Genomic DNA, 21,046 nt, shown 5'->3' with positions numbered 1-21,046 from the left:
AGAGGTTTACTGTCGTGGCTAAGGAAAAATTCGAACGTAACAAACCGCACGTCAACGTCGGCACCATTGGTCACGTCGACCATGGCAAGACCACTCTGACGGCTGCTCTGACTCGCGTGTGCTCCGAGGTATTCGGTTCCGCTCGTGTCGACTTCGACAAGATCGATAGCGCCCCGGAAGAGAAGGCTCGCGGTATTACCATCAACACCGCTCACGTAGAGTACGACTCCAACATTCGTCACTACGCGCACGTTGATTGCCCGGGTCACGCTGACTATGTGAAGAACATGATCACCGGTGCTGCCCAGATGGACGGCGCGATCCTGGTTTGCTCGGCTGCTGACGGCCCCATGCCGCAGACTCGCGAGCACATCCTGCTGTCCCGTCAGGTAGGTGTTCCGTACATCGTCGTGTTCCTGAACAAGGCCGACATGGTTGACGACGCCGAGCTGCTCGAGCTGGTGGAAATGGAAGTGCGTGATCTGCTCAGCACCTACGATTTCCCGGGCGACGATACTCCGATCATCATCGGCTCCGCGCTGATGGCTCTGAACGGTCAAGACGACAACGAGATGGGCACCACTGCCGTCAAGAAGCTGGTCGAGACTCTGGATACCTACATCCCTGAGCCGGTTCGTGCCATCGACAAGCCGTTCCTGATGCCGATCGAAGACGTGTTCTCCATCTCCGGCCGCGGTACCGTGGTTACCGGTCGTGTGGAGCGCGGCATCGTCAAGATCCAGGAAGAAATCGAGATCGTTGGTCTGCGTGACACCACCAAGACCACCTGTACCGGTGTCGAGATGTTCCGCAAGCTGCTCGACGAAGGTCGTGCGGGTGAGAACTGCGGCGTGCTGCTGCGTGGCACCAAGCGTGATGACGTCGAGCGTGGCCAGGTTCTGGCTAAGCCGGGCACCATCAAGCCGCACACCAAGTTCGAAGCTGAAGTGTACGTTCTGTCCAAGGAAGAAGGTGGTCGTCACACTCCGTTCTTCAAGGGCTACCGTCCGCAGTTCTACTTCCGTACCACTGACGTTACCGGTTCGTGCGAGCTGCCGGAAGGCGTTGAGATGGTAATGCCGGGCGACAACGTGAAAATGGTTGTTACCCTGATCAAGCCGATCGCCATGGAAGACGGCCTGCGCTTCGCGATTCGCGAAGGTGGTCGTACCGTTGGTGCTGGCGTGGTTGCCAAGATCGTCGAGTAATATTTGTCGATGATGAGGAAGGCCCCTTCGGGGGCCTTTTTCTATTGTTGATCATTTATTGACACCCTATGGGCCCATCCGTACAATTGCGCCTCCTTTTACCGGGGGTATTGCGCCTGGTAGGGTGGCTACTTGGAGTCTGAGGTCAAAATGCAAAACCAACAAATCCGTATTCGGTTGAAGGCTTTTGACCATCGCCTGATCGATCAATCAACCCAGGAAATCGTGGAAACCGCGAAACGTACTGGTGCTCAGGTGCGTGGTCCGATTCCGCTGCCAACCCGCAAAGAGCGGTTCACTGTGCTGGTTTCTCCGCACGTCAATAAAGACGCGCGCGATCAGTATGAAATTCGAACCCACAAGCGTGTGCTGGACATCGTTCAGCCGACGGACAAAACCGTCGACGCGCTGATGAAGCTCGATCTTGCGGCTGGTGTGGAAGTGCAGATCAGCCTCGGCTAAAACCTGAGAGTTTTAGTCGTGTAACGCTCTGAAATGGGCGGCCATAGCGGGTGAAAGCCCCGTACACTCAAGAGGTTTCAAAATGACTATTGGTGTAGTCGGTCGCAAATGCGGTATGACCCGCGTTTTCACCGAGGATGGTGTCTCTATTCCGGTTACGGTCATCGAGATCGAGCCGAATCGCGTCACTCAGTTCAAGAATGAAGAGAGCGATGGCTATCGTGCAGTGCAAGTCACTGTTGGTGAGCGTCGCGCGTCCCGTGTTACCAAGGCTCAGGCCGGTCACTTCGCCAAGGCGAATGTAGCTGCAGGTCGTGGCGTCTGGGAATTCCGCCTTGATGGCGAGGAGTTCCAGGTTGGTGACCAGATCAATGCTGAGATTTTCCAGGCTGGACAGATGGTGGATGTCACCGGTCAGTCCAAGGGTAAAGGCTTTGCCGGTACCATCAAGCGCTGGAATTTCCGTGGTCAGGACAATACCCACGGTAACTCCGTATCCCACCGCGTCCCGGGCTCTATCGGTCAGTGCCAGACTCCAGGTCGTGTATTCAAGGGCAAGAAGATGTCCGGGCACATGGGCGCCGAGCGCGTAACCGTGCAGTCTCTGGAAATCGTGCGTGTCGATGCTGAGCGGAACCTGCTTTTGGTGAAGGGCGCAGTGCCCGGCGCCACTGGTGGTGACGTGCTCGTGCGTCCGGCCGCCAAGGCTCGCGGTTAAGGGGGAGTTCACATGCAATTGAATGTAAATGGCGCACAGGCCATCGAAGTCTCCGATCGCACCTTTGGTGGTGAGTTCAACGAGACGCTGGTGCACCAGGCTGTCGTCGCCTACATGGCTGGCGGTCGTCAGGGTAGCAAGCAGCAGAAAACCCGTTCCGATGTGTCTGGTGGTGGCAAGCGTCCGTGGCGCCAGAAGGGCACCGGTCGCGCTCGTGCTGGTACCAGTCGTGGTCCGATCTGGCGTGGCGGTGGTGTGACTTTTGCCGCTCGTCCGCAGAACCATGAGCAGAAGCTGAACAAGAAGATGTATCGCGCTGCGTTGCGCTCCATTCTTGCTGAGCTGGTTCGCTCCGAGCGTCTGGTAGTCGTAGAAGATTTCGCCGTCGACGCCCCGAAGACCAAGGTGCTTGCTAGCAAGCTCAATGACATGGGTCTGAACGACGTGCTGATCGTTTCCGATGCTGTAGATCAGAACCTGTACCTCGCTGCGCGCAATCTGCCGCATGTCGATGTACGCGATGTCCAGGGTTCCGATCCGGTCAGCCTGATCGCCTATGACAAGGTGTTGATCACCGTGTCGGCTGTGAAGAAATTCGAGGAGCTGCTGGGATGAACCAGGAACGCGTATTCAAAGTCCTGCTTGGTCCGCACGTCTCTGAGAAGGCTACCGTGCTGGCTGACAGCAAGAAGCAATTCGTTTTCAAGGTTGCGACCGACGCAACCAAGCTGGAAATCAAGAAGGCTGTTGAAAGCCTGTTCGACGTGAAGGTCGCCGCCGTCAACACCCTGAACGTTCAGGGCAAGACCAAGCGTACCGCTCGCGGTTTGGGCAAGCGCAACGACTGGAAGAAGGCGTATATCGCTCTTCAGCCGGGCCAGGATCTCGATTTCTCCGGCAGTGCTGAGTAAGGAAGGGGTGCATCATGGCAATCGTTAAATGCAAACCGACTTCCGCGGGCCGCCGTTTTGTGGTCAAGGTGGTCAATCAGGAGCTGCATAAAGGCGCTCCGTACGCACCGCTGCTCGAGAAGAAGTCGAAGACTGGTGGCCGTAACAACAACGGTCGCATTACCACTCGCCATATTGGTGGTGGTCACAAGCAGCACTATCGTCTGGTCGATTTTCGTCGCAACAAGGATGGCATTCCTGCCATCGTTGAGCGTATCGAATACGACCCGAACCGTACTGCACACATCGCGCTGCTGAAGTATGCCGACGGTGAGCGTCGCTACATCATCGCGCCGAAGGGCGTAAGCGCTGGCGATCAGCTGGTTTCGGGCGTCAATGCTCCGATCAAGGCTGGTAACAGCCTGCCGCTGCGCAACATCCCGCTGGGTTCTACCGTTCACGGTGTCGAGCTCAAGCCGGGCAAGGGTGCTCAGATCGCTCGCTCTGCTGGTGCTTCGGCTCAGCTGGTCGCTCGTGAGGGTTCCTACGTGACGCTGCGTCTGCGCTCCGGCGAGATGCGTAAAGTGCTGGCCGAGTGCCGTGCGACCCTGGGCGAAGTCTCGAACTCCGAGCACAGCCTGCGTTCGCTGGGCAAGGCTGGCTCCAAGCGCTGGAAGGGCATTCGTCCTACCGTTCGTGGTGTCGCGATGAACCCGGTCGATCACCCACACGGTGGTGGTGAAGGTCGTACCTCCGGTGGTCGTCATCCGGTGTCGCCATGGGGCTTCCCGACTAAGGGCGCGAAGACCCGCACTAACAAGCGCACCGATAACATGATCGTCCGTCGTCGCAAGTAACTAGAGGGATACGACAGTGCCGCGTTCTCTGAAAAAAGGTCCTTTTATCGATCTTCACCTACTGAAGAAGGTCGAAGCGGCGGTGGAAAAGAATGATCGCAAGCCGGTTAAAACCTGGTCGCGTCGTTCGATGATCCTGCCGCAAATGGTCGGTCTGACCATCGCTGTACATAACGGTCGTCAGCATGTCCCGGTCCTCGTGTCCGAAGACATGGTCGGTCATAAACTCGGCGAGTTCGCTGCTACCCGCACTTATCGCGGGCATGTGGCGGACAAGAAAGGCAAGCGCTAAGGGGTAAGGAAAGATGGAAGTAGCCGCTAAGTTGTCGGGCGCTCGCATCTCCGCCCAGAAAGCCCGCCTGGTCGCCGACCAGATCCGCGGGAAGAAGGTGGGCGAAGCGCTCAACCTCCTGGCTTTCAGTAGCAAGAAAGCCGCCGAGATCATGAAGAAAGTGCTGGAGTCGGCCGTTGCCAACGCCGAGCACAACGAAGGCGCTGATGTGGACGACCTGAAGGTCTCCACCGTCTTCGTCAACGAGGGGCGTTCGCTTAAGCGCATCATGCCGCGTGCCAAAGGCCGCGCTGATCGCATCGTCAAGCGGTCTTGCCATATCACTGTCAAGGTTGCGGACAAGTAACGGAGTCGATCAGATGGGTCAGAAAGTACATCCCACTGGCATTCGCCTGGGAATCGTCAAGGAGCACACCTCCGTCTGGTACGCAGACGGCCGTACGTATGCAGACTATCTGCTTGCAGATCTGAACGTGCGTGAGTACCTCCAAGACAAACTAAAAAGCGCGTCCGTAAGCCGTATCGATATCCATCGCCCGGCTCAAACCGCACGCATCACCATCCACACCGCTCGTCCCGGCATCGTGATCGGCAAGAAGGGTGAGGATGTTGAGAAGCTGCGTCAGGACCTGACCAAGCAAATGGGTGTGCCGGTGCACATCAACATCGAAGAGATCCGCAAGCCGGAGCTCGACGCCATGCTGGTTGCACAGAGCGTAGCTCAGCAGCTGGAGCGCCGCGTAATGTTCCGTCGTGCCATGAAGCGCGCCGTGCAGAACGCCATGCGTATTGGTGCCAAAGGCATCAAAATCCAGGTCAGTGGTCGTCTGGGTGGGGCTGAAATTGCCCGTACCGAGTGGTATCGCGAAGGTCGTGTGCCTCTGCACACCCTGCGTGCCGATATCGATTACAACACTTACGAAGCGCACACCACTTACGGTGTGATCGGCGTGAAGGTGTGGATCTTCAAGGGCGAAGTGATTGGTGGTCGCCATGAAGAGCTCAAACCTCAAGCGCCTGCTCCTCGTAAAAAAGCTGCTAAGTAAGGGGTACGCCAAATGTTGCAACCCAAGCGTACAAAATTCCGCAAGCAGATGACCGGCCACAACCGTGGTCTGGCTCAGCGCGGTAGCAAGGTCAGCTTCGGCGAGTTCGCGCTGAAGTCTGTTTCCCGTGGTCGTCTGACTGCGCGCCAGATCGAGGCTGCACGTCGTGCGCTCACTCGTCACGTAAAGCGTGGCGGCAAGATCTGGATCCGCGTGTTCCCCGACAAGCCCGTTACCAAGAAGCCCCTCGAAGTTCGTATGGGTAAAGGTAAGGGTAGCGTCGAGTACTGGGTAGCCCAGATTCAGCCGGGCAAGGTGCTCTACGAGATCGAGGGTGTTTCCGAAGAGCTGGCGCGTGAGGCTTTCGCCTTGGCCGCTGCAAAGCTGCCGCTCGCCACCTCCTTTGTTAAGCGGACGGTGATGTGATGAAAGCGAATGAACTTCGTGAAAAATCCGTTGAGCAGCTGAACGAGCAACTGCTCGAGCTGCTGCGGGACCAGTTCAATCTGCGCATGCAGAAGGCGACTGGCCAGTTGGGGCAGTCTCACCTGCTCTCGCAAGTCAAGCGCGACATCGCTCGTGTCAAGACTGTGCTCAACCAGCAGGCAGGTAAGTGATCATGGCTGAAGCTCAGAAAACCGTCCGCACGCTGACCGGCCGCGTCGTCAGCGACAAGATGGACAAGACCATCACCGTTCTGATCGAGCGTCGCGTCAAGCACCCGATCTACGGTAAATACGTGAAGCGTTCGACCAAACTGCACGCCCACGACGAAACCAACCAGTGCCGTATCGGCGACAAGGTCACCATCCGCGAGACTCGTCCGCTGGCAAAGACCAAGTCCTGGATGCTGGTTGACGTCGTTGAACGCGCCGTCGAAGTCTAAGGGCTAGGGGTCGGAGAAATTATATGATTCAGACTCAATCCATGCTCGATGTGGCTGATAACAGTGGCGCTCGTCGCGTCATGTGTATCAAGGTGCTCGGCGGTTCCCACCGCCGTTACGCCGGCATCGGCGATATTATCAAGGTAACCGTGAAGGAAGCGATTCCTCGTGGCAAGGTCAAGAAAGGCCAGGTGATGACCGCTGTTGTGGTTCGCACTCGTCACGGCGTTCGTCGTCCCGATGGTTCAATCATTCGCTTCGATGGCAATGCTGCTGTTCTGCTGAACAACAAGCAGGAGCCTATCGGCACCCGTATCTTTGGGCCAGTGACGCGTGAGCTTCGTACCGAGAAGTTCATGAAGATCGTCTCGCTCGCCCCTGAAGTGCTGTAAGGAGTAGCCGCATGCAAAAGATTCGTCGCAACGACGAGATCATCGTCATCGCCGGCAAAGACAAGGGCAAGCGCGGTAAGGTGCTCAAGGTTCTCGCTGACGACCGTCTGGTCGTTGGCGGGATCAACCTGGTCAAGCGCCATACCAAGCCGAACCCGATGTCCGGCGTTCAGGGCGGTATCGTCGAGAAAGAGGCGCCTTTGCACGTCTCTAACGTCGCCATTTTCAACGGCGAGACCAACAAGGCAGACCGCGTTGGCTTCAAGGTTGAAGAAGGCAAGAAAATTCGTGTCTTCAAGTCGACCCAGAAGCCGGTTGACGCTTGAGACTGCTAGGTAGATAACCATGGCACGACTAAAAGAAGTTTATCGGAAGGAAATCGCGCCGAAGCTGATGGAAGAACTTCAGCTCAAGAACGTGATGGAAGTTCCGCGCATTACCAAGATCACCCTTAACATGGGTATCGGCGAAGCGATCGGTGACAAAAAGATCATCGACAACGCGGTTGCCGATCTGGAAAAGATCACCGGTCAGAAAGTTGTAGTGACCCACGCTCGCAAGTCCATTGCAGGCTTCAAAGTCCGCGAAGGCTGGCCGATTGGCGTCAAGGTCACCCTGCGTAGCGATCGTATGTACGAGTTCCTGGATCGTCTGCTTTCGATCTCCCTGCCGCGCGTGCGTGACTTCCGCGGCCTGAATGCCAAGTCCTTTGATGGTCGCGGCAACTACAGCATGGGTGTCAAAGAGCAGATCATTTTCCCGGAAATCGATTACGACAAGATCGATGCTCTGCGTGGTCTGGATATCACTCTGACCACTACTGCTCGGACGGATGAAGAAGGTCGCGCTCTACTGCGTGCCTTCAACTTCCCGTTCCGTAACTGATTGGAGTAGGCACATGGCTAAGCAAAGCATGAAGAACCGTGAGCTGAAGCGTCAGCAAACGGTTGCCAAGTTCGCCCAGAAGCGTGCTGCACTGAAGGCTATCATCGCCAGCCCGGAATCTACTCCGGAAGCGCGTTGGGAAGCTCAGGTTGCACTGCAGAAGCAGCCCCGTGATGCAAGCGCTTCGCGCCTGCGGAACCGCTGCCGTCTGACCGGTCGTCCGCATGGCGTTTACCGCAAGTTTGGTCTGTCGCGCAACATGCTGCGTCAGGCTGCAATGCGTGGTGACGTACCAGGACTGGTCAAGGCCAGCTGGTAATAAGCTAACAGGACCTTCGGGTCCTGTTTGTTTTTCGATCAAGCCCCATATGGGGCTTGATTCGTTTATGGCAACGCTCTAGAATGCCCGGCTCGCCTGAGCCTCGAATTTTGTAGGCTTGCCCGTTGGCGACACGAGCCGTTTAAGGCTTATTTTTTTGTATTAGGAGCTAAGAGCCCATGAGTATGCAGGACCCGTTAGCGGACATGCTAACTCGTATCCGTAATGCCCAGATGGCCGAAAAGTCCGTCGTAAGCATGCCGTCTTCCACGCTGAAGGTGGCTGTGGCCAACGTTCTTCAAGGTGAAGGCTATATCGCGGGATACCAGGTCAGTGGCGATGCCAAGCCGCAGCTGTCCATCGAGCTGAAGTATTTCGAAGGCCGTCCGGTCATCGAAGAGCTGAAGCGCGTAAGCCGTCCTGGCCTTCGCCAGTACAAATCCGTTGACCAGTTGCCGAAAGTGCGCGGTGGTTTGGGTGTGTCGATCGTCTCCACCAACAAGGGTGTGATGACTGATCGAGCTGCTCGGGCTGCCGGCGTTGGCGGCGAAGTGCTTTGCACTGTGTTCTAAGGGGGGATAAGCATGTCTCGCGTTGCTAAGAACCCCGTCAAGCTGCCTGCTGGCGTCGAAATCAAGATGTCCGGTCAGCAGCTTTCGGTGAAGGGCGCAAAAGGCGCTCTCGAACTGAATGTCCATCCGTCCGTGGAAGTCATCCAGGAATCTGGTGAGCTGCGTTTCGCCGGTCGTAATGGCGATCAGCAGACCCGTGCTATGGCCGGCACCACTCGTGCTCTGGTCAACAACATGGTGATCGGCGTCAGCCAAGGCTTCGAGCGTAAGCTCCAGCTGGTTGGTGTTGGTTACAAGGCGCAAGCCAAAGGTCAAGTGCTGTCCCTGGCTCTCGGTTTCTCGCATCCGGTGGATTATGAACTGCCGCAAGGCGTTACCGCTGAGACCCCCAGCCAGACCGATATCCTGATCAAGGGTGTCGACAAGCAACTGGTCGGTCAGGTGGCTGCTGAGATCCGTGATTTCCGTCGTCCTGAGCCTTACAAGGGCAAAGGCGTGCGGTACTCGGATGAAGTAGTCCGTCGCAAAGAAGCTAAGAAGAAGTAGGGCATAGCAAATGAGCGTAAAGAAAGAAACTCGTCTGCGTCGCGCTCGCAAGGCACGCCTGAAGATGCGCGAGCTGGAAACCGTACGCCTTTGCGTGTACCGCTCTTCCCAGCACATCTACGCCCAGGTCCTTTCGGCCGACGGCGGCAAGGTCCTGGCCAGCGCCTCGACTCTGGACAAAGAACTGCGTGATGCTGCCACCGGCAACGTCGACGCTGCCAAGAAAGTCGGTCAGCTGGTCGCTGAGCGTGCGAAAGCCGCAGGTGTCACTCAGGTGGCATTCGACCGTTCTGGCTTCAAGTACCACGGTCGTGTGAAGGCACTGGCTGATGCTGCTCGTGAAGGCGGGCTGGAGTTCTAAGTTATGGCAAATAACGAGCAAAAGCGCGACGAAGGCTACATCGAGAAGCTGGTTCAAGTTAACCGCGTCGCAAAAACTGTTAAGGGTGGTCGTATCTTCACCTTCACCGCACTGACCGTAGTGGGTGATGGCAAGGGTCGTGTCGGCTTCGGTCGTGGCAAGTCCCGTGAGGTTCCGGCTGCTATTCAGAAGGCCATGGAGGCGGCTCGCCGCAACATGATTCAAGTCGATCTGAATGGTACTACTTTGCAGTACGCCACCAAGGCTGCGCATGGTGCTTCCAAGGTGTACATGCAGCCTGCTTCTGAAGGTACCGGCGTTATCGCTGGTGGTGCCATGCGCGCCATCCTGGAAGTCGCTGGCGTGCATAACGTCCTGGCCAAGTGCTACGGCTCTACTAACCCAGTCAACGTGGTTCACGCCACTTTCAAGGGTTTGAAGGCGATGCAGTCGCCTGAGTCGATTGCTGCCAAGCGCGGCAAGAGCGTCGAGGAGATTTCCTGATCATGGCTAATACCGTCAAGGTCACGCTGATCAAGAGTGTCAGCGGTCGTATCCCCAATCACAAGCTGTGCGTCAAGGGTCTCGGCCTGCGTCGCATTGGTCATACCGTCGAGGTTCAGGACACTCCTGAGAACCGCGGCATGATCAACAAGGCTTATTACATGCTCCGTGTGGAGGGCTAAGCCATGCAACTGAACGATCTGCGTTCTGCGCCGGGTGCCCGTCGCGAAAAGCTGCGTCCTGGTCGTGGTATCGGTAGCGGCCTGGGCAAGACCGGTGGCCGTGGTCACAAGGGTCAGACTTCCCGCTCCGGCGGCAAGATTGCTCCCGGTTTCGAGGGCGGTCAGCAGCCTCTGCACCGTCGTCTGCCGAAGTTCGGCTTCGTTTCGCTGAAAGCCATGGATCGCGCTGAAGTGCGTACGTCCGAGCTGGCCAAGGTGGAGGGTGACGTTGTCACCGTACAGAGCCTGAAAGACGCCAACGTCATCAACCAGAACGTACAGCGCGTGAAAATCATGCTGTCGGGCGAGGTTGGTCGCGCGGTTACTCTCAAGGGTATCGCAGCCACCAAGGGTGCGCGTGCGGCTATCGAAGCAGCTGGCGGCAAGTTCGAGGAATAAATGGCTAAGCAAGGTGCTCTCTCCGCGCTGAGTAATGGTGGTCTGTCCGAACTCTGGGCTCGTCTGCGCTTTCTGTTCATGGCGATCATCGTCTATCGGATTGGCGCGCACATCCCGGTTCCCGGGATCAATCCCGATCGGCTGGCTGAGCTGTTTCGTCAGAACGAGGGGACCATCCTTAGCTTGTTCAACATGTTTTCCGGCGGTGCGCTGGAGCGCATGAGCATTTTTGCATTGGGGATCATGCCGTACATTTCGGCCTCGATCATCATGCAGCTCATGACCGCTGTCAGCCCACAGCTGGAGCAGTTGAAGAAGGAAGGTGAGGCCGGGCGGCGCAAGATCAGTCAGTACACGCGTTATGGAACGCTGGTGTTGGCGATCGTGCAGGCTGTCGGGATGTCGGTCGGTCTGGCTGGGCAAGGTGTCGCGTTCAGCAATGATTTCGGCTTCTACTTCGTGGCCATCACTACCTTCGTTTCCGGCGCGATGTTCATGATGTGGCTGGGTGAGCAGATTACCGAGCGTGGGGTTGGCAACGGTATTTCGATGCTGATCTTCGCTGGTATCGTCGCCGGCTTGCCGGGTGCGCTCGGCCAGTCGTTCGAGTCTGCTCGGCAGGGTGACATCAACATTATCGCTTTGCTGGCTGTTGGGCTGCTGGCTGTTGCGATCATCGGTTTCGTGGTTTTCATCGAGCGTGGCCAGCGTCGTATCGCGGTGCACTACGCCAAGCGTCAGCAGGGTCGTAAGGTATTTGCTGCGCAGACTAGCCACTTGCCGTTGAAGGTGAATATGGCGGGTGTGATCCCGGCTATTTTCGCCAGCAGCATCCTGCTGTTCCCTGCCTCTCTAGGGCAGTGGTTCGGCCAGTCGGAGAGCATGGGGTGGTTGGCTGACGTATCGCAGGCAATCGCTCCCGGTCAGCCGTTGAACATCTTGCTGTTCAGTGCCGGGATCATTTTCTTCTGCTTCTTCTATACGGCATTGATGTTCAATCCGAAGGACGTGGCGGAGAATCTGAAGAAGTCCGGTGCGTTTATTCCTGGGATTCGTCCGGGCGAGCAGTCGGCGCGCTACATCGATGGTGTGCTGACCCGTTTGACCATGTTCGGCGCCCTGTACATGACGGCTGTCTGCCTGCTGCCGCAGTTCCTTGTGGTCGCGGCCAATGTGCCGTTCTACCTTGGTGGGACCTCGTTGCTGATCGTTGTTGTGGTTGTCATGGACTTCATGTCTCAAGTGCAATCACACCTCATGTCGCACCAGTACGATTCCCTGATGAAGAAAGCCAACCTGAAGGGCTACGGCAGCGGAATGCTCCGCTGAGGTGGTTCGTAAGGTTCTAGGAGTTGGTGATGAAAGTTCGTGCATCGGTTAAAAAGCTGTGCCGTAACTGCAAGATCATCCGTCGCGACGGTGTCGTGCGCGTGATCTGCAGCGCAGAGCCGCGTCACAAGCAGCGCCAAGGCTGATTGTGTAAGGCGTTATAACCCGGCAGCTAGTGCGCTGCCGGGTTGAATATTTGTTATTACAGCGTTAATATCTCGCGCCCTTTTCTTGGCTTCCGGGGCGTAGGTAGCTGTCAATTGGAGTTTCACTGAATGGCCCGTATTGCAGGCGTCAACATTCCGGATAACAAGCACACTGTTATCTCGCTGACCTACATCTACGGTGTTGGTCGCACCCGTGCGCAGGAAATCTGTGCCGCTACCGGTGTGAATCCGGCAGCAAAGATCAAGGATCTTTCCGACGAGCAGGTCGAACTGCTGCGTGGCGAAGTCGGCAAGTTCATTGTTGAAGGCGACCTGCGTCGCGAAGTCAACATGAAAATCAAGCGCTTGATGGACCTGGGTTGCTATCGCGGCCTGCGTCATCGTCGTGGTCTGCCGGTTCGCGGTCAGCGTACCAAGACCAACGCACGTACCCGTAAGGGCCCGCGCAAGCCGATCCGCAAGTAATCGCGTTAGCGAATCGACAGGAATTTAGTCATGGCAAAACCTGCTGCTCGTCCTCGTAAAAAAGTCAAAAAGACAGTGGTTGATGGGATCGCCCATATCCACGCGTCTTTCAACAACACCATCGTGACCATCACCGATCGTCAGGGCAACGCATTGTCCTGGGCTACTTCCGGTGGTTCCGGTTTCCGCGGCTCGCGTAAGAGCACTCCGTTCGCTGCCCAGATCGCTGCAGAGCGCGCTGGTCAGGCTGCTCTGGAGTACGGCCTAAAGAACCTCGACGTCAACGTCAAGGGCCCAGGTCCGGGTCGTGAGTCCGCCGTGCGTGCTTTGAACGCATGTGGTTATAAAATCGCCAGCATCACCGACGTGACGCCTATCCCGCATAACGGGTGCCGTCCGCCGAAGAAGCGCCGCGTGTAATCAGGAGACAGTGAAGAATGGCTCGTTATATTGGTCCCAAGTGCAAACTGTCTCGTCGTGAAGGCACCGATCTCTTCCTGAAGAGTGGTGCGCGCGCGCTCGAATCCAAGTGCAACATCGAAACTCCGCCAGGTGTTCATGGCCAGCGCCGTGGCCGTCTGTCCGACTACGGCACCCAGCTGCGTGAAAAGCAGAAAGTACGCCGCATCTACGGTGTGCTGGAGCGTCAGTTCAGCGGTTACTACAAGGAAGCTGCCAGCCGTAAGGGCGCTACCGGCGAAAACCTGCTGCAACTGCTCGAGTGCCGTCTGGACAACGTCGTGTATCGCATGGGCTTCGGCTCCACGCGTGCCGAATCGCGTCAGCTGGTTTCTCACAAGTCGATCAGCGTCAACGGTCAGACCGTGAACATCCCTTCGTACCAGGTCAAGGCCGGTGACGTTGTGGCTGTTCGTGAGAAGTGCCGTAACCAGCTGCGTATCGCCCAGGCCCTCGAACTGTGCGCTCAGCGCGGTCGCGTTGAATGGGTCGAAGTAGATGCCGACAAGAAATCCGGTGTTTTCAAGAATGTTCCGGCTCGCAGCGATCTGTCCGCCGACATCAACGAAAACCTGATTGTCGAGCTCTACTCCAAGTAAGGGCTAGAAAATAGGTGTATCCATGCAGAGTTCGGTAAATGAGTTCCTGACCCCCCGCCATATCGATGTGCAGGTGGTCAGTCCGACCCGTGCCAAGATCACTCTCGAGCCCCTCGAGCGTGGTTTTGGCCACACCCTGGGCAACGCGCTGCGTCGTATCCTGTTGTCCTCCATGCCCGGCTGCGCTGTGGTCGAGGCTGAGATCGACGGTGTGCTCCACGAGTACAGCGCCATCGAGGGCGTGCAGGAAGATGTCATCGAAATCCTGCTCAACCTCAAAGGTATCGCCATCAAGCTGCACGGCCGTGATGAAGTGACCTTGAGCCTGGTGAAGAAGGGCGCGGGCGCTGTTACCGCTGCCGATATCCAGCTGGATCACGATGTCGAAATCGTCAATGGCGATCACCTGATCGCCAATCTGGCGGCCAACGGCTCGCTCAACATGAAGCTCAAGGTCGCTCGCGGCCGCGGTTACGAGCCTGCTGATGCGCGTCAGAGCGATGAAGACGAAAGCCGTAGCATCGGTCGTCTGCAGCTCGACGCCACTTTCAGCCCGGTTCGTCGCGTGGCTTACGTGGTCGAGAATGCTCGTGTCGAGCAGCGCACCAACCTGGACAAACTGGTCATTGACCTGGAAACCAACGGCACCCTGGATCCCGAAGAGGCGATCCGTCGTGCAGCGACCATCCTGCAGCAGCAGCTGGCTGCGTTCGTCGACCTCAAGGGCGACAGCGAGCCGGTTGTAATCGAGCAGGAAGACGAGATCGATCCGATCCTGTTGCGTCCGGTTGACGACCTGGAGCTGACCGTACGTTCGGCCAACTGCCTGAAGGCGGAAAACATCTACTACATTGGTGATCTGATTCAGCGCACCGAAGTAGAGCTGTTGAAGACGCCGAATCTGGGCAAGAAGTCCCTGACTGAGATCAAGGACGTTCTGGCTTCGCGTGGTTTGTCCCTCGGTATGCGTCTGGATAACTGGCCGCCGGCAAGTCTCAAGAAGGACGATAAGGCCACTGCCTGATCGCCCCCAGTAACCGAACTGAACGTTTGGTAAGGAATTTCAATCATGCGTCATCGTAAAAGTGGCCGTCACCTGAGCCGCACCAGCGCCCACCGCAAGGCCATGTTTCAAAACATGGCGGTGTCGCTGTTCGAGCACGAACTGATCAAGACCACCCTGCCCAAGGCCAAGGAACTGCGTCGCGTTGCCGAGCCGCTGATCACCCTGGCTAAGGAAGACAGCGTCGCCAACCGTCGTCTGGCTTTCGACCGTACTCGTTCGAAGGCTGCCGTAGGCAAGCTGTTCAACGATCTGGGCAAGCGTTACGCCACCCGTCAGGGCGGCTATCTGCGTATCCTCAAGTGCGGCTTCCGCGCCGGTGACAACGCACCTATGGCTTACGTCGAGCTGGTTGACCGTCCGGTCACTGGTGAAGTGGAAGCCGCCGAGTAAGATCGGTAGTAGCAATTAAAAACCGAGCCTTTTGGCTCGGTTTTTTTATGCCCCAAGATTTCTGAGAGACTGGCTCTATAAGGGGCGTTGATCTTCATCATTAGTCGCCGTTGCGCTTGCTTCCTATGATGGCACTCGACCAGCAGGTACTTACCAAGACCCTGGACGCTATTGAATACCAAGGAGCTGCAACCATGACTGACAAGCCGAAGCTCACAACCGTTGCCGGTGCGCCGGTATCCGAAAACCAGAACTCCATGACTGCGGGCCGCCGGGGTCCCATGCTGCTTCAGGACGTATGGTTTCTGGAGAAGCTCGCTCATTTCGATCGGGAAGTCATTCCGGAGCGGCGCATGCATGCGAAGGGCTCGGGGGCGTTCGGAGAATTCGTCGTCACCCATGACATCACCCGCTACACCAAAGCCAAGCTGTTTTCCGAGATCGGCAAACGCACTCCACTGTTCGCGCGCTTCTCGACCGTCGCAGGCGAGCGTGGTGCCGCCGATGCCGAGCGCGACATTCGTGGTTACGCCCTGAAGTTCTACACCGAGCAAGGCAACTGGGACATGGTGGGCAATAACACCCCTGTGTTCTTTTTCCGTGATCCGCTGAAGTTTCCGGACCTCAACCACGCAGTAAAACGCGATCCGCGCACCAACATGCGCAGCGCGAACAACAACTGGGACTTCTGGACCGGGCTGCCTGAAGCCTTGCACCAGATCACCTATGTCATGGGCGATCGCGGCATCCCGGCGTCTTACCGTCATATGCACGGTTTCGGTTCGCACACCTACAGCTTCATCAGTCCGAGCAACGAACGTTTCTGGGTGAAGTTTCACTTTCGGACCCAGCAGGGCATCAAGAATCTCACCGATGCCGAGGCGGCAGCCATCGTCGGCAATGACCGTGAGAGTTCGCAGCGCGATCTATTCGAGGCCATCGAGCGTGGCGAATATCCGCGCTGGACGATGTATGTGCAGGTAATGCCGGAGGCCGACGCCGCGAAGGTGCCGTACCATCCGTTCGACCTGACCAAGGTTTGGCCGCATGCCGACTATCCGCTGATCGAGGTCGGCTACTACGAGCTCAACCGCAATCCCGACAACTACTTTCAGGATGTCGAGCAGGCGGCATTCACGCCGGCGAATGTCGTTCCGGGCATCAGCTTCTCCCCGGACCGTATGTTGCAGGGCCGCCTGTTCTCCTACGGGGATGCGCAACGCTACCGGCTGGGGGTAAATCACCATCAGATTCCGGTCAACGCTCCGCGTTGCCCGGTCCACAGCTACCATCGCGATGGTGCGATGCGCGTGGACGGCAATCAGGGCGGTCGTCTGCATTACGAGCCGAATACCTATGGCGAGTGGCAGGAACAGCCTGACTTCAGCGAGCCACCGCTAGCTCTCGAGGGGGCGGCGGACCGTTACGACTACCGTGCCGACGACGCTGATTACTTCACTCAGCCGGGCAACCTGTTCCGCTTGATGACGGCCGATGAGCAGCAGCGGTTGTTCGAAAACACCGCTCGGTCGATGCAGGGAGTAGCGCGTCATATCAAGATGCGCCACATCAGCCACTGCCTGAAGGCTGATCCGGCCTACGGAGCAGGTATTGCCGCCGCCGTGGATATTCCGCTGTCGGAAGTGCCGGTATAAGCGAATCGCGCTATACGCAAGATCGAGAAGCCCGCAGCGACTGCTGCGGGCTTTCTTGTTTCTTCAGTGCTATTCGTGGGGGGTGCTCAGAGGCTTATCGCTCTCCTGTCCGGGTGGCAGAAGGCGATCGGCCTCTGCCGGATCGATATCCGTCAGGCTGCCGTCGGCAGTTGCGACAAGCACGGCCTCAAGCATTTCACGCACATTGTTGCGCAGCATGCCGACAGACTTCTGGCCGCGGCTGTTCAATCCGCCGATTTCCATGAGCACGCTGCCGCCCAATGGGCCTGTTTCGCCGGCGGCCAGTCGCTCGGTCCCCAGCAGGCCGTAGGCGTTTCGGGCAATGCCCGGATCGCCGCCGCCGCGGCGGACATCGCCGTTGGGGTGCTCATAGTAGTAGTTGGTGATTTCCATGAAGCCAAGCTGCAGGGAGCGCTGCTTCATCACAATTGCCAGCTGTTTCGACAGCGCTACCGCTTCCGGCGCAACATCAGGGTGGGTCGGCCAGGTGATGGAGCCTGTCACCTGGCGTCCGGGGCGGTTCACTTCAGGGTCGACATCGTCGAGTACCACGGCGGGGTTCTGGTTGTGTACATCCACCAGCCAGATGGGACGGTAACGGTCATAGATGCTGCGCACCGCTACCGCTTCAGGAACTGGGTTCTGCCCCGGATTGAAGTGACGCTCACTGGCCAGGCCTGGATTGCAGCGAATCTGCGTGCTGTCGCTCCAGTCCGTCCAGTGGTAACGGTTGATGTCATAGCTCCAGCGACGCTGGCCGTCGGCCAAGGTGTAGGCTGTCACGTTGGCGCCCAAGCGCTGATCCAGCTTGGCGGGATCCAGCGTGCCGTCGTCACGCAGGCAGTCAGCGCTGGTCTGCGGCGCGCTGAAATCCATGTTGCCGCGGCTGAAGCGCTCCGCTCCGTCCGGGTTGACCCTCGGTACGATCAACACCTGCAGATTGTCCAGCACCCGCCGCGACAGCGCGCCACCCGAAGCGAGACGTTGTATCAGGTTGACTGCGGCCTCGGTACCGTGGGGCTCATTGCCGTGCTGTTGGGTGATGATCATCACCGCGGGTTTGTCCGCATTACCCAGCCTGGCCAGCCAGATGGGGCGGCCTTCGTTGCTGCTGCCGGCCTGTTCCAGGCGCAGCGCATCGGGAAAGCGCCGCGACATGGCGCTGAGCTGATCGTACAGCTGTTGGTTGCTCATGAACGCCTCGAGCGAGACGTTCTGTTCATCCGTGATCCAGGGGCCGTTGGGTTGAGCGGCGGTAGCGAGGCCAGATAACAGGCCGGCGCCAACCAGGCAGGCAGCGAGCGCAATACGCATGAGGATTTCTCCTTATCAGGCTGGGATGTCCCGCCCAACTGCCCGGCGGGGTCCGCAGTGGACCCCGTTGCGCTTGCCCTTGTTGCCGCAGCGGCGATCAACCCGCCGAGCGGTCGCGTTCCAGCAATGGCTTGAGGAAATGGCCGGTATGTGACTGCGCCATCCCCGCGACTTCTTCCGGTGTGCCGCAGGCGATGATCTGGCCGCCCTTGGAGCCACCTTCCGGACCCAGATCCACCAGCCAGTCAGCGGTCTTGATCACGTCAAGATTGTGCTCGATCACCACGACGGTATTGCCGTGGTCGCGCAGGCGATGCAGCACGTCGAGCAATTGCTGGATGTCGGCGAAGTGCAAGCCGGTGGTGGGTTCGTCGAGGATATACAGCGTCTTGCCGGTATCGCGCTTGGACAGCTCGCGGGACAGCTTGACGCGCTGCGCCTCACCGCCGGAGAGGGTAGTCGCACTCTGCCCCAGCTTGATGTATGAAAGCCCCACATCCATCAACGTCTGCAGCTTGCGCGCAACGGCCGGAACCGGGTCGAAGAATTCACGGGCTTCCTCGATGGTCATGTCGAGCACCTCAGTGATGCTCTTGCCCTTGTATTTCACTTCAAGCGTTTCGCGGTTGTAGCGCTTGCCCTTGCAGACGTCGCAGGGCACGTAGATGTCCGGCAGAAAGTGCATCTCCACCTTGATCACGCCATCGCCCTGGCAGGCTTCGCAGCGGCCGCCCTTGACGTTGAAGGAGAAGCGTCCCGGGCCATAGCCGCGCGAACGTGCTTCCGGCACACCGGCGAACAGTTCGCGAATCGGCGTGAACAGTCCGGTATAGGTTGCCGGGTTGGAGCGGGGGGTGCGGCCGATCGGGCTCTGATCGATGTCCACTACCTTGTCCAGATGCTGCAGGCCATCGAAGCTGTCGTGCGGGGCCACTTCCAGTGTGGACGCACCGTTGAGCGCGGTGGCCGTAATCGGAAACAGCGTGTTGTTGATCAGCGTCGACTTGCCCGAGCCGGAAACGCCGGTGATGCAGGTGAGCAGGCCCACCGGGATTTCCAGGTCCACATTGCGCAGATTGTTGCCACGCGCGCCCTTGAGTTTGAGCAGCTTCTTCGGATCACGGCGGGTGCGTTCGGGTCGGTAGTTGATCTTCACCCGGCCAGAGAGGTACTTGCCGGTCAGCGAGTCCGGGTGTGCCATTACTTCGTCCGGCGTGCCTTCGGCAACGATGCGCCCGCCGTGCACGCCGGCCCCTGGGCCGATATCCACCACGTAGTCGGCGAGGCGGATTGCGTCCTCGTCGTGCTCCACCACGATCACCGTGTTGCCGATATCGCGCAGGTGACGCAGGGTGCCAAGCAGGCGCTCGTTGTCGCGTTGGTGCAGGCCGATCGAAGGCTCGTCGAGGATGTACATCACGCCGACCAGGCCTGCGCCAATCTGGCTGGCCAGGCGGATGCGCTGGGCTTCGCCGCCGGACAGGGTGTCGGCGCTGCGGTCGAGGGTCAGGTAATCCAGGCCGACGTTGACCAGGAACTGCAGGCGTTCGCGGATTTCCTTGAGAATCTTGTCGGCGATTTCGCCCCGTCGACCGCTGAGCGAGAGTCCGCCGAAATAATCAGTGGCGTCGCCGATGGGCATGGCCGTGACCGCCGGCAAAGTCCTGTCGCCAACCCATACGTGGCGAGCCTCGCGGCGCAGGCGGGTGCCGCGACAGTCTGGGCAGGGCTGGGTGCTGAGGTACTTGGCCAGTTCTTCACGCACCGAATTGGATTCGGTTTCGCGGTAGCGGCGTTCCAGGTTGGGAATGATTCCTTCGAACGGGTGCGAGCGCTTGACGATGTCGCCGCGGTCGTTGAGGTAGCGGAACTCGACGCTCTCGCGGCCGCTGCCGCGCAGGATGGACTTCTGGTGATCGGCTGCCAGCGAGTCGAAAGGCTCGTCCAGACTGAACCCGTAATGCGAGGCGAGCGAGCCGAGCATCTGGAAGTAGTAGACGTTGCGCCGGTCCCAGCCACGGATGGCGCCTTCGGCCAGGGTCAGTTCGCCATTGACCAGGCGCTTGGCGTCGAAGAACTGCTTCACGCCCAGGCCGTCACAGGTTGGGCAGGCGCCGGCCGGGTTGTTGAAGGAGAAGAGCTTGGGTTCCAGCTCGCTGATCGAGTGGCCGCAGATCGGACAGGCGAAGCGCGCGGAGAAGATCATCTCTTCGCTTTCGTCTTCCTCTTCCATGGAAGCGACCAGGGCGATGCCATCGGCCAGCTTGAGCGCGGTCTCGAAGGATTCGGCCAGGCGTTGCTGCAGATCGCCGCGGACCTTGAAGCGGTCGACTACCACATCGATGGAGTGCTTCTTCTGCTTATCCAGCTTGGGTAGTTCGTCGAGCTCATACAGCCGCCCGTTGACGCGGGCGCGCACGAAACCCTGGGCGCGCAGTTCGTCAAACACGGCCAGATGCTCGCCCTTGCGTTCGCGGATGACCGGTGCCAGCAGCATCAGCTTGCGACCTTCCGGCAGTGCCAGTACCTGATCGACCATCTGACTGACCGTCTGCGCTTCCAGCGGCGCATCGTGATCCGGACAGCGTGGCGTGCCGACTCGTGCATAGAGCAGGCGCAGGTAATCGTAGATCTCGGTGATGGTGCCGACGGTGGAGCGAGGGTTGTGCGACGTGGATTTCTGCTCGATGGAGATCGCCGGCGAGAGCCCTTCGATGGTGTCGACATCGGGCTTTTCCATCATCGAGAGGAACTGCCGAGCATAGGCCGAAAGCGATTCGACGTAACGGCGCTGGCCTTCGGCGTACAGCGTGTCGAAGGCCAGCGAGGACTTGCCGGAGCCGGAGAGGCCAGTGATGACGATCAGCTTGTCGCGCGGCAGGGTGAGGTCGATGTTCTTCAGGTTGTGGGTGCGGGCCCCACGAATCAGAATCTTGTCCAAAACAGCCTCGCGTGGCGGGCGGAAACCCGAAAGTATACGGCCGGGGTGATGGTCGCGGCAAAACCGCGCGCCTGTGCCGAAC

Annotated in this window: 32 protein-coding genes; 30 read left to right on the top strand and 2 right to left on the bottom strand. The window is 58.5% G+C overall.

Features of this window, described 5'->3' with window-relative positions:
• Positions 1-14: 14 nt before the first annotated feature.
• The 30 genes from tuf (at position 15) to PSEST_RS17385 (ending at position 16,688) form a co-directional block, all read left to right on the top strand.
• Positions 15-1,208: an elongation factor Tu gene (gene tuf, locus PSEST_RS17530; RefSeq protein ID WP_015278291.1), complete on the top strand. Its 1,194-nt coding sequence runs from the start codon at positions 15-17 to the stop codon at positions 1,206-1,208.
• Between the two features lie 150 nt (positions 1,209-1,358).
• The gene (gene rpsJ / locus PSEST_RS17525) at positions 1,359-1,670 is read left to right on the top strand and encodes a 30S ribosomal protein S10 (protein WP_003186070.1); all 312 of its coding nucleotides are present in this window, start codon (positions 1,359-1,361) and stop codon (positions 1,668-1,670) included.
• Between the two features lie 82 nt (positions 1,671-1,752).
• Positions 1,753-2,388, top strand: a complete 636-nt coding sequence (gene rplC, locus PSEST_RS17520) for a 50S ribosomal protein L3 (protein ID WP_003304073.1) — start codon at positions 1,753-1,755, stop codon at positions 2,386-2,388.
• 12 nt (positions 2,389-2,400) lie between these two features.
• Positions 2,401-3,003: a 50S ribosomal protein L4 gene (gene rplD / locus PSEST_RS17515; RefSeq protein WP_015278290.1), complete on the top strand. Its 603-nt coding sequence runs from the start codon at positions 2,401-2,403 to the stop codon at positions 3,001-3,003.
• A complete protein-coding gene (rplW, locus tag PSEST_RS17510) occupies positions 3,000-3,299 on the top strand; it encodes a 50S ribosomal protein L23 (protein ID WP_003281842.1) in 300 nt (99 codons plus the stop codon). The genes rplD and rplW overlap by 4 nt, the downstream gene beginning before the upstream one ends.
• 14 nt (positions 3,300-3,313) lie before the next feature.
• Positions 3,314-4,135: a 50S ribosomal protein L2 gene (rplB, locus tag PSEST_RS17505; protein WP_015278289.1), complete on the top strand. Its 822-nt coding sequence runs from the start codon at positions 3,314-3,316 to the stop codon at positions 4,133-4,135.
• Positions 4,136-4,151: 16 nt separating this feature from the next.
• Positions 4,152-4,427 (top strand): 30S ribosomal protein S19, encoded by a 276-nt coding sequence (gene rpsS, locus PSEST_RS17500; protein ID WP_003293029.1) that lies wholly within the window; start codon positions 4,152-4,154, stop codon positions 4,425-4,427.
• Between the two features lie 13 nt (positions 4,428-4,440).
• Entirely contained in the window at positions 4,441-4,773 is a 333-nt protein-coding gene (gene rplV, locus PSEST_RS17495; protein ID WP_003103908.1) for a 50S ribosomal protein L22, read from the top strand.
• A gap of 13 nt (positions 4,774-4,786) precedes the next feature.
• Positions 4,787-5,473: a 30S ribosomal protein S3 gene (gene rpsC / locus PSEST_RS17490; RefSeq protein ID WP_003289210.1), complete on the top strand. Its 687-nt coding sequence runs from the start codon at positions 4,787-4,789 to the stop codon at positions 5,471-5,473.
• 12 nt (positions 5,474-5,485) lie between these two features.
• Positions 5,486-5,899 carry a 50S ribosomal protein L16 gene (rplP, locus tag PSEST_RS17485; protein ID WP_003281836.1) on the top strand — a complete coding sequence of 138 codons (414 nt, stop codon included), beginning with the start codon at positions 5,486-5,488 and terminating at the stop codon, positions 5,897-5,899.
• Positions 5,899-6,090: a 50S ribosomal protein L29 gene (gene rpmC, locus PSEST_RS17480; RefSeq protein ID WP_003281834.1), complete on the top strand. Its 192-nt coding sequence runs from the start codon at positions 5,899-5,901 to the stop codon at positions 6,088-6,090. Before rplP ends, rpmC begins: the two co-directional genes overlap by 1 nt.
• Before the next feature lie 2 nt (positions 6,091-6,092).
• Positions 6,093-6,359: a 30S ribosomal protein S17 gene (rpsQ, locus tag PSEST_RS17475; RefSeq protein ID WP_003293030.1), complete on the top strand. Its 267-nt coding sequence runs from the start codon at positions 6,093-6,095 to the stop codon at positions 6,357-6,359.
• A gap of 23 nt (positions 6,360-6,382) precedes the next feature.
• The gene (rplN, locus tag PSEST_RS17470) at positions 6,383-6,751 is read left to right on the top strand and encodes a 50S ribosomal protein L14 (RefSeq protein ID WP_003281831.1); all 369 of its coding nucleotides are present in this window, start codon (positions 6,383-6,385) and stop codon (positions 6,749-6,751) included.
• 11 nt (positions 6,752-6,762) lie between these two features.
• Entirely contained in the window at positions 6,763-7,077 is a 315-nt protein-coding gene (gene rplX / locus PSEST_RS17465; RefSeq protein ID WP_003304067.1) for a 50S ribosomal protein L24, read from the top strand.
• 19 nt (positions 7,078-7,096) lie between these two features.
• Entirely contained in the window at positions 7,097-7,636 is a 540-nt protein-coding gene (gene rplE, locus PSEST_RS17460) for a 50S ribosomal protein L5 (RefSeq protein WP_015278288.1), read from the top strand.
• 13 nt (positions 7,637-7,649) lie between these two features.
• Entirely contained in the window at positions 7,650-7,955 is a 306-nt protein-coding gene (gene rpsN, locus PSEST_RS17455; RefSeq protein ID WP_015278287.1) for a 30S ribosomal protein S14, read from the top strand.
• Between the two features lie 179 nt (positions 7,956-8,134).
• Positions 8,135-8,527: a 30S ribosomal protein S8 gene (gene rpsH / locus PSEST_RS17450; protein ID WP_003293036.1), complete on the top strand. Its 393-nt coding sequence runs from the start codon at positions 8,135-8,137 to the stop codon at positions 8,525-8,527.
• 12 nt (positions 8,528-8,539) lie between these two features.
• Positions 8,540-9,073, top strand: coding sequence for a 50S ribosomal protein L6 (rplF, locus tag PSEST_RS17445; protein WP_014821628.1), 534 nt, complete (start codon positions 8,540-8,542; stop codon positions 9,071-9,073).
• Positions 9,074-9,083: 10 nt separating this feature from the next.
• A complete protein-coding gene (gene rplR, locus PSEST_RS17440; protein WP_003281822.1) occupies positions 9,084-9,434 on the top strand; it encodes a 50S ribosomal protein L18 in 351 nt (116 codons plus the stop codon).
• 3 nt (positions 9,435-9,437) lie between these two features.
• Complete coding sequence (rpsE, locus tag PSEST_RS17435; protein ID WP_015278286.1) at positions 9,438-9,938, top strand: 30S ribosomal protein S5; 501 nt, start codon at positions 9,438-9,440, stop codon at positions 9,936-9,938.
• Positions 9,939-9,940: 2 nt separating this feature from the next.
• Entirely contained in the window at positions 9,941-10,120 is a 180-nt protein-coding gene (gene rpmD, locus PSEST_RS17430) for a 50S ribosomal protein L30 (RefSeq protein ID WP_003281818.1), read from the top strand.
• Positions 10,121-10,123: 3 nt separating this feature from the next.
• Positions 10,124-10,558, top strand: coding sequence for a 50S ribosomal protein L15 (gene rplO, locus PSEST_RS17425; RefSeq protein ID WP_003293041.1), 435 nt, complete (start codon positions 10,124-10,126; stop codon positions 10,556-10,558).
• Positions 10,559-11,887, top strand: a complete 1,329-nt coding sequence (gene secY, locus PSEST_RS17420) for a preprotein translocase subunit SecY (RefSeq protein ID WP_015278285.1) — start codon at positions 10,559-10,561, stop codon at positions 11,885-11,887. It abuts the gene before it with no gap.
• Positions 11,888-11,916: 29 nt separating this feature from the next.
• Positions 11,917-12,033: a 50S ribosomal protein L36 gene (rpmJ, locus tag PSEST_RS17415; RefSeq protein WP_003281814.1), complete on the top strand. Its 117-nt coding sequence runs from the start codon at positions 11,917-11,919 to the stop codon at positions 12,031-12,033.
• A 129-nt stretch (positions 12,034-12,162) separates the two neighbouring features.
• Positions 12,163-12,519, top strand: coding sequence for a 30S ribosomal protein S13 (gene rpsM, locus PSEST_RS17410; protein ID WP_003289190.1), 357 nt, complete (start codon positions 12,163-12,165; stop codon positions 12,517-12,519).
• A gap of 30 nt (positions 12,520-12,549) precedes the next feature.
• The gene (rpsK, locus tag PSEST_RS17405; RefSeq protein ID WP_003281811.1) at positions 12,550-12,939 is read left to right on the top strand and encodes a 30S ribosomal protein S11; all 390 of its coding nucleotides are present in this window, start codon (positions 12,550-12,552) and stop codon (positions 12,937-12,939) included.
• A 17-nt stretch (positions 12,940-12,956) separates the two neighbouring features.
• Positions 12,957-13,577, top strand: a complete 621-nt coding sequence (gene rpsD / locus PSEST_RS17400) for a 30S ribosomal protein S4 (RefSeq protein ID WP_003293044.1) — start codon at positions 12,957-12,959, stop codon at positions 13,575-13,577.
• A 22-nt stretch (positions 13,578-13,599) separates the two neighbouring features.
• A complete protein-coding gene (locus PSEST_RS17395) occupies positions 13,600-14,601 on the top strand; it encodes a DNA-directed RNA polymerase subunit alpha (RefSeq protein ID WP_014821626.1) in 1,002 nt (333 codons plus the stop codon).
• Between the two features lie 45 nt (positions 14,602-14,646).
• The gene (gene rplQ, locus PSEST_RS17390; RefSeq protein ID WP_003304056.1) at positions 14,647-15,033 is read left to right on the top strand and encodes a 50S ribosomal protein L17; all 387 of its coding nucleotides are present in this window, start codon (positions 14,647-14,649) and stop codon (positions 15,031-15,033) included.
• Between the two features lie 194 nt (positions 15,034-15,227).
• Positions 15,228-16,688 carry a catalase gene (locus PSEST_RS17385; protein ID WP_015278284.1) on the top strand — a complete coding sequence of 487 codons (1,461 nt, stop codon included), beginning with the start codon at positions 15,228-15,230 and terminating at the stop codon, positions 16,686-16,688.
• Between the two features lie 69 nt (positions 16,689-16,757).
• Here PSEST_RS17385 and PSEST_RS17380 read toward each other — a convergent pair whose 3' ends face one another.
• A complete protein-coding gene (locus tag PSEST_RS17380) occupies positions 16,758-18,023 on the bottom strand; it encodes a M14 family zinc carboxypeptidase (RefSeq protein ID WP_015278283.1) in 1,266 nt (421 codons plus the stop codon).
• 97 nt (positions 18,024-18,120) lie between these two features.
• Positions 18,121-20,964 carry an excinuclease ABC subunit UvrA gene (gene uvrA, locus PSEST_RS17375; RefSeq protein ID WP_015278282.1) on the bottom strand — a complete coding sequence of 948 codons (2,844 nt, stop codon included), beginning with the start codon at positions 20,962-20,964 and terminating at the stop codon, positions 18,121-18,123.
• Positions 20,965-21,046 lie beyond the last annotated feature (82 nt).

The organism is Stutzerimonas stutzeri RCH2 (assembly GCF_000327065.1).
Classification (GTDB): domain Bacteria; phylum Pseudomonadota; class Gammaproteobacteria; order Pseudomonadales; family Pseudomonadaceae; genus Stutzerimonas; species Stutzerimonas stutzeri_AE.
The sequence above is the reverse complement of the archived record's forward strand: the minus strand, read 5'-3'. Positions and strand labels throughout refer to the sequence as shown.